The sequence below is a fragment of the Ruminococcus albus 7 = DSM 20455 genome (assembly GCF_000179635.2).
In the GTDB taxonomy this organism is placed as follows: Bacteria; Bacillota; Clostridia; order Oscillospirales; family Ruminococcaceae; genus Hominimerdicola; species Hominimerdicola alba.
In genome coordinates this window covers 411,339-417,500 of record NC_014833.1, presented here as the reverse complement: position 1 = coordinate 417,500, position 6,162 = coordinate 411,339, and the positions used below count along the sequence as shown (strand labels likewise).

Sequence of the window (6,162 nt, the reverse complement as noted above, 5' to 3'; positions counted from 1 at the left end):
GTTTCCAATTGGTATCCCTCTCCGAAAGGCAGATTGCTCACGTGTTACTCACCCGTCCGCCACTAGCTAGAGAGTGCAAGCACTCTTTCGCTCGTTCGACTTGCATGTGTTAAGCGTGCCGCCAGCGTTCGTCCTGAGCCAGGATCAAACTCTTAATAAAGTTGTATCCTAATACTCTTCTCAGAGTAATTATGATCTCAGTTTCGTTTCACTGAACGTTTGTACATTTTCTTAGTCTTGTACTTGACTCCGATGAATTTATTCATCGTCAATACTTCAATCACTCAAAGTATTTTCAAGGGTTTTCGTATTCTTGGTTGTTCAATTTTCAAGATGCCTTTTCGTTGTCTGTCTTTTGTCAGACAACTCATTTATTATACCACACTTTTCTTCATTTGTCAACCCCTTTTCAGAAGTTTTTTGAAGATTTTTTTCATCTCTTTTTCAGAGATTTTTGTGTGTTATAAGCTTTTCTATTATACCACATTTTTCTTCGTTTGTCAAGCTCTTTTCAGAACTTTTTTGAAGTTTTTTTCTGAGCAGTTCCTTTTTACTGAACTTTTCTCTCGTGCGGTACTTTTTAGTATATCACATTTTCTCGCTTTTGTCAAGACCTTTTGTGATATTTTTTCTGCTTTTTTCGAGTTCGCTTTTTCTGAACTACTACCCCGCTCGTTCTCTTACCCCTAAGTTTCCTGCGTTTTTTCGCTCTTTTCGCTCGCTCTCTCGTTGACAGCTTAATTATTATAGCATCATTTTCACGTTTTGTCAAGTAAAATCATTTTCCACTATCCTGCATAATTTTATCTACTTTCTACAATTAACTTTACCTGTCATTTTTTTCTCCTTCTTCTAAACTTTTCCATCAAAAAAACCGCCCTAAATCAGGCGGTTTCACATTTATATACATATATTCAGAAGCTTATCTGTCCATCGTCTGCCTCATCAGCCATAACGCTTGGCACGTACTCCTCATTATCTATTATATAGTCTATCACCCTGCAGTAAAAATCCGTAGGGTTCATCTTTATCTTCGATTTGATAAAGTTCGCCTGATCCTCATCGGGAGCATATAGCTGTATATCCATCAGCATCATATCGCCGTCCATATATTTACAGCCCACATTGTACCCGTTTCCCGACGCTGACACATCAAAGCTTATATCCATCTCGCTTTTCAGCTGTGCGAAAAGTCTTAGTCCGGAAGCGTATATCTTATCCCTCAGGCTTTTTTCTACCTGCTTTTTAAAGCTCTCCGCGCCCTCTTTTCCCTTTTCGGTAAGACGGTAGTACTCCGTCCCCTCTATCTCTGTGATCTCGATAGTACCGTTCTCCAGCATCGCGCTTATGGCTGCGGTATAGTCAAAATAGTTGACTATACCCTCTCCCGTCGCGATCTCCGTAAGCTGATTGGGCGTGCAAAGCTGATTTATCCTGTTCAGGAAGTAAGCCAACAGTATCTGTACGCGGTATACCTCCGTTACATTCTTCATGCTCCCTGAAATATAGTTTTCGGGATTATTTATCGTTTCCATCACCCTCCTTCGGGAAAATATCTAAAAATTTGGGTATTCAAGCATATGGCTGAGCACAGCCAGGCTGACAGCCGCTTCTACGCACGGCACAGCACGCGCTACTATACAAGGATCATGTCTGCCCTTAACTACAAGGGTCTCATTCTTCATGGCAGAATAATCCACAGTTTCCTGCGGTCTTGATATGGAAGGTGTAGGCTTTACAGCTACCCTGAGTGTTATAGGCATACCCGAAGATATACCGCCAAGTATACCACCGTGGTTATTTGTCTTTGTAACAACTATACCTCTGTCATTCACGTAGAATTCGTCATTGTTCTCCGAACCGGTCATTTTAGCCACATCAAAGCCTGCACCGAACTCCAGTCCCTTTATTGCAGGTATGCCGAAGATCAGCTGTGCTATGGAATTCTCCAGACCGTCAAATATAGGCGAGCCTATACCTGCAGGAACATTTATGGCGATGCACTCGATAACGCCGCCCACGCTGTCCTGTTCCTCACGTGCGCGGAGTATCTCCTTCTTCATCTCATTTCCCTGAACGTCGATAATAACAGGGAAATCCTTTTCTCTGAGGTCGATAATATCCTGTCTTGACGTATTTATCGGGTCAAATCCCTTATCTGTGATACCGTGTATCTCCGAGATATGTGCGCCTATGTATATACCTCTCTTTTCAAGTATCTGCTGTGCAACTGCGCCTGCAAAGCAGAGAGGTGCAGTAAGTCTGCCCGAAAAATGTCCGCCGCCGCGTATATCGTTGAATCCGCGGTATCTCAGCGCACCTGTATAGTCTGCATGACCGGGTCTTGCCAGCTTGGAAAGATTATTATAGTCCTGCGAATGCTGATCGCTGTTAGCTATCATAGCCACCAGAGGAGTACCTGTAGTCTTTCCGTTATGGTAGCCCGATATTATCTGCGGTATATCCTTCTCGTTCCTCATAGTGGTAGTGCCGTCCTTCTTTGGGGCGCGGCGCGACATGAACTTGTATATCTTATCCACATCTATGCTTTCCCCGGGCGGTACATTGTCCATACACACACCTATGGCAGGTCCGTGGCTCTCCCCGAAAACGGTGAAGCTTATATTGTTCTTCCATGTTGATGACATTTCACTTGTCCTCCTACTACTATATTTTTTACCATATCCGTCCCCGTGTCACAGGGTATAAAGTCACAGTCCGGCTCTCAGGTTATTTATCTTCGCCTGCAGGCTGTCCATATAGTCTTTGACATCCTCCTCATTAAATCCGCCCCTGCTCACTGCATCCGGCAGTGAATACTGCTTTTCAGGCGGCACCTGATACTCCTCGCCACTGTTGCGTGCCTCCGCCGCTTCCTGCAGCAGCATGATCTCTGCAGTCATGCTGTCGATCAGCGTGAGAGTTCCCCTTTTATCGAGACCGCCTTTGGACGTCGTCCTCAGCATACCGGGTTGCGCAGACTCACTTATCTGTATTTCTTTTTTCTCTGTACCATTGTCATTATCCGCACCGAACAGTTTTCTGAAAAATCCCATTTTGCCGTCCTCCTCTATAATATCTTCATTATTATAGATAAACAGTTTTCTGAAAAGATCCATTACATCGCCCCGTCGGATATGATATCATTCCTCGCCGTCTTCGGCAAGCTTCTCCCTGAGTACACGTATCTGCTCAAACAGCTCATCAAAATATGTATTTGCGTCCTTTTCACTGAATCCGCCTGTCATGGCGCGGCTTATCGGTGAAAGCTCCTCCTCGGGCGGCACCTTGTATGACATACCCAGCTTTTTGGCATTAAGTGCCTGTTCAAGCGCATATATCTCATTCTGAAGCCTGTTTATCGCCATGAGAGTTTCCTTGCGGTCATACCCTCCGAAGCGCACCGTCCTCAGTACACCCTCAGCTGCCTGTTCCGATCCGTTTACATTTTTCTCATCATTATTGCCTTCATTCAGCAGTTTATCCAAAAGCCCCATATTCCAACCTCCGTTATCAAAAGCACGCTATATCGCGTGCGGGACCGAACTTCGTGTTTTTTATCCGTTGACTTATCTGTAAAAACCTGTATTTCCTGTAAAATAGTCTGTTATCATATCCCTGTGCTGTAAGCAGTATATCTCAGGGATCTCATCCCGCCCGAAATACCTCAGCTCCAGAGTTTCACCGCCGTCTGCATAAAGCTCTCCGCCCATGACCTCCGCTGAAAACAGCGCCACCATCGGCTGTATCTTATCGCCGTTAGCGCATACCGCACTGTACCGCGAATATATACCTATCAGCTTATCTGCACGTACTCTCAGCCCTGTTTCCTCCAGGGTCTCTCTTTCTGCCGTTTCGTGCAGTGCCTCGCCAAGCTCTGCTATACCCCCGGGAAGTCCCCACTTCCCGTCAGGACGCTTCTGCAGCAGTATCCTGCCGTTTTCGTCCTCGATCACAGCGCAGGCAGCTGTCATTATCACCATATCATGTCCGACCATACCACGGATATAAGATATATAATCAGCCATTTCCGTAATCCTCTTCGTAATAGGCTTCAAATGCCGCGTCTATGCGTTCTCGGAGCCTTGCATAGTCCTCCTCGCCGCTGATGAACCCGTAACACGGCGTATCTCCGCCGCAGCATTCGCCGTAATCATCAAAGAACTGCTTTTCGTAGTATGCCTTTGCAAAGGGCAGTATGTCCTCGCGTATATCCTCATCCCAAAGCTTGCCGTCGCAGTCCCACATCAGGAACTCCGCACCGCTCATGCGCCCTCTGCGCACGTCCTCACAATGGTCGGGATCCGCTTCCTCGCCCTCAAAACCGTTCTCGATTATCCACCGCAGGAACATACCGATATGGTCTCCCGCCAGCAGCCAGATCTCATTCTCCTGCTCATCGGTCAGCTCACCTGTTATACCGTGGGTCTCACGGTACAGCTTTTCTGCACTGTCCCAATGCCAGTCAGCACGGTCTATAGCCATATCAGCCATCTCCTTCCCACATAGCAGCAGCATTTTTTATGAATGCTTCAAAGCTGTCGCCCAGATATGTGATATCTTTCCTGTCTATCATCGCAGGAACATTGAAGTACCTTCCGTTCTCGTCTACTCCGTAAAGCTCTCCGCCGCCGTCACCGCCGATGATGACGCATCCCGGCAGAAGTTCAGCCGCATCGTAATTGTCCGTCACCATTTTAAGGTCTTCCAGCGGAAAAAGTACAAGATAAGTTCCGCAGACCTCACCCTCGCCGCCGTCGTGCTCATGCATGAAAGCAAGATAATCTTCGGGCAGCAGCACGCCGCCTACATCTTCTATCGGTTCGCCTCTGTAAGGCTCAGCAAACTCAAACCTGTCAAAAATCTCCATAGCATTCACCTCCGCATACGATAACAGACCTCAGCCCGAATGCTGCTTATGTGTATCAGATCTCCTCAGCTATTCCGCCCAGACTTCTGTAAACCTCCCAGAAGTCGGGATAGCTCTTCCTGACACATTCCGCACCACGTATAATCACAGGATCCTCGCACCTTGTAGCCGCTATAGCCATAGCCATAGCTATGCGGTGATCGTTGTGTGCCGATACCTCAGCACCGCCTGCCAGACTTTCCTTCCCCTTTATGATAAGGCTGTCCGCCGTTGCGGTAACATCTCCGCCAAGCGCATTGAGCGTTTCCTCCATAGCCGCCAGACGGTCGCTCTCTTTCAGCCTCAGCCTTGCCGCATCGGTTATCCTGCTCTCTCCGCCGCAAAAACTGCCCAGCACTGCCAGTATAGGCACAAGGTCGGGTATATCCGCCGCACTTACGGTAAAAGGCTTCGGCATACCCTTTTTATTATACACCATTTCTTCACATATTTCAATGATTTTTTTATCGCCCTGAAAAGAATTTACATTTAGCCCCCTGATGTCCACTTCTGAACCCAGAGAATTCGCCACTTCAAAGAACGCACCCTGAGAATGGTCACCCTCCACAGCACCGTCACACGCTACAAACTTCTGTCCTTCGGGTATGATGAAGCTGTTCTCCGTGACCTCCACATTTACGCCGTATTTGCGCATTACATCTATGGTCATATCCACATAGGGACGTGATTCCAGATGTGAAGTCAGCACTATCTCGCTTCTCTCACCCGTCAGCGGCAAAGCCAGCAGAAGCCCTGTGATAAACTGTGAGGATATCCCGCCGTCTATCTCGTATCTGCCACCTGTCAGCTTACCATTTATTGTGAAAGGCATGGTGTTGTTATAATCAAACTCCACACCATGGCAGGGAAATTCTTCCAGATAAGGAGTTATAGGTCTTTCGGGAAGCTTGCCCCTGCCAAGAAACTCCGTCCTGACACCCAGCGCCGCCGCCACAGGTATCAGAAATCTCAGCGTTGAACCGCTCTCACAGCAGTCCAGCACCGCACTTTCGGGGGCACCGCCTATACCGCGCACTACCGCCCTGTCACCATTGACATCTATCTCAGCACCCAGCTGACGCATAGCCTCAACAGTGGTCATTATATCCACCGAGGGATACAGCCTGTCTATCACCGAAGTCCCCTCAGCCAGTGCCGCCGCGATAAGCATACGGTGCGCCGCACTCTTTGAAGGCGGCGGTGTTACCGTACCGTGAAGCTTTGTGGGGGTTATCTTTATATCCATATTATCA

At 47.5% G+C, this 6,162-nt stretch carries 8 protein-coding genes and 1 rRNA gene (1 of these 9 cut by a window edge); all 9 read right to left on the bottom strand.

The genetic code is table 11. The features are described from left to right. A 16S ribosomal RNA gene (locus tag RUMAL_RS01945) occupies window positions 1-160 on the bottom strand; it reaches 1,352 nt to the left of the window's first position. 754 nt (window positions 161-914) lie between these two features. Further along, entirely contained in the window at window positions 915-1,535 is a 621-nt protein-coding gene (locus tag RUMAL_RS01940) for a DUF4364 family protein (RefSeq protein WP_013497134.1), read from the bottom strand. A gap of 21 nt (window positions 1,536-1,556) precedes the next feature. Continuing rightward, a complete protein-coding gene (gene aroC, locus RUMAL_RS01935) occupies window positions 1,557-2,648 on the bottom strand; it encodes a chorismate synthase (RefSeq protein WP_013497133.1) in 1,092 nt (363 codons plus the stop codon). 63 nt (window positions 2,649-2,711) lie between these two features. Then, window positions 2,712-3,119 carry a hypothetical protein gene (locus tag RUMAL_RS01930; protein ID WP_028504379.1) on the bottom strand — a complete coding sequence of 136 codons (408 nt, stop codon included), beginning with the start codon at window positions 3,117-3,119 and terminating at the stop codon, window positions 2,712-2,714. Window positions 3,120-3,143: 24 nt separating this feature from the next. Next, window positions 3,144-3,497: a hypothetical protein gene (locus RUMAL_RS01925; RefSeq protein ID WP_013497131.1), complete on the bottom strand. Its 354-nt coding sequence runs from the start codon at window positions 3,495-3,497 to the stop codon at window positions 3,144-3,146. Window positions 3,498-3,569: 72 nt separating this feature from the next. After that, the gene (locus RUMAL_RS01920; RefSeq protein WP_013497130.1) at window positions 3,570-4,028 is read right to left on the bottom strand and encodes an NUDIX hydrolase; all 459 of its coding nucleotides are present in this window, start codon (window positions 4,026-4,028) and stop codon (window positions 3,570-3,572) included. Further along, complete coding sequence (locus RUMAL_RS01915) at window positions 4,021-4,485, bottom strand: DUF7832 domain-containing protein (RefSeq protein ID WP_013497129.1); 465 nt, start codon at window positions 4,483-4,485, stop codon at window positions 4,021-4,023. The genes RUMAL_RS01920 and RUMAL_RS01915 overlap by 8 nt, the downstream gene beginning before the upstream one ends. 1 nt (window position 4,486) lies before the next feature. Then, window positions 4,487-4,870 carry an SMI1/KNR4 family protein gene (locus RUMAL_RS01910; protein ID WP_013497128.1) on the bottom strand — a complete coding sequence of 128 codons (384 nt, stop codon included), beginning with the start codon at window positions 4,868-4,870 and terminating at the stop codon, window positions 4,487-4,489. A gap of 55 nt (window positions 4,871-4,925) precedes the next feature. Further along, on the bottom strand, window positions 4,926-6,155 hold the full coding sequence (gene aroA, locus RUMAL_RS01905) for a 3-phosphoshikimate 1-carboxyvinyltransferase (RefSeq protein ID WP_013497127.1): 1,230 nt from the start codon (window positions 6,153-6,155) through the stop codon (window positions 4,926-4,928). Window positions 6,156-6,162 lie beyond the last annotated feature (7 nt).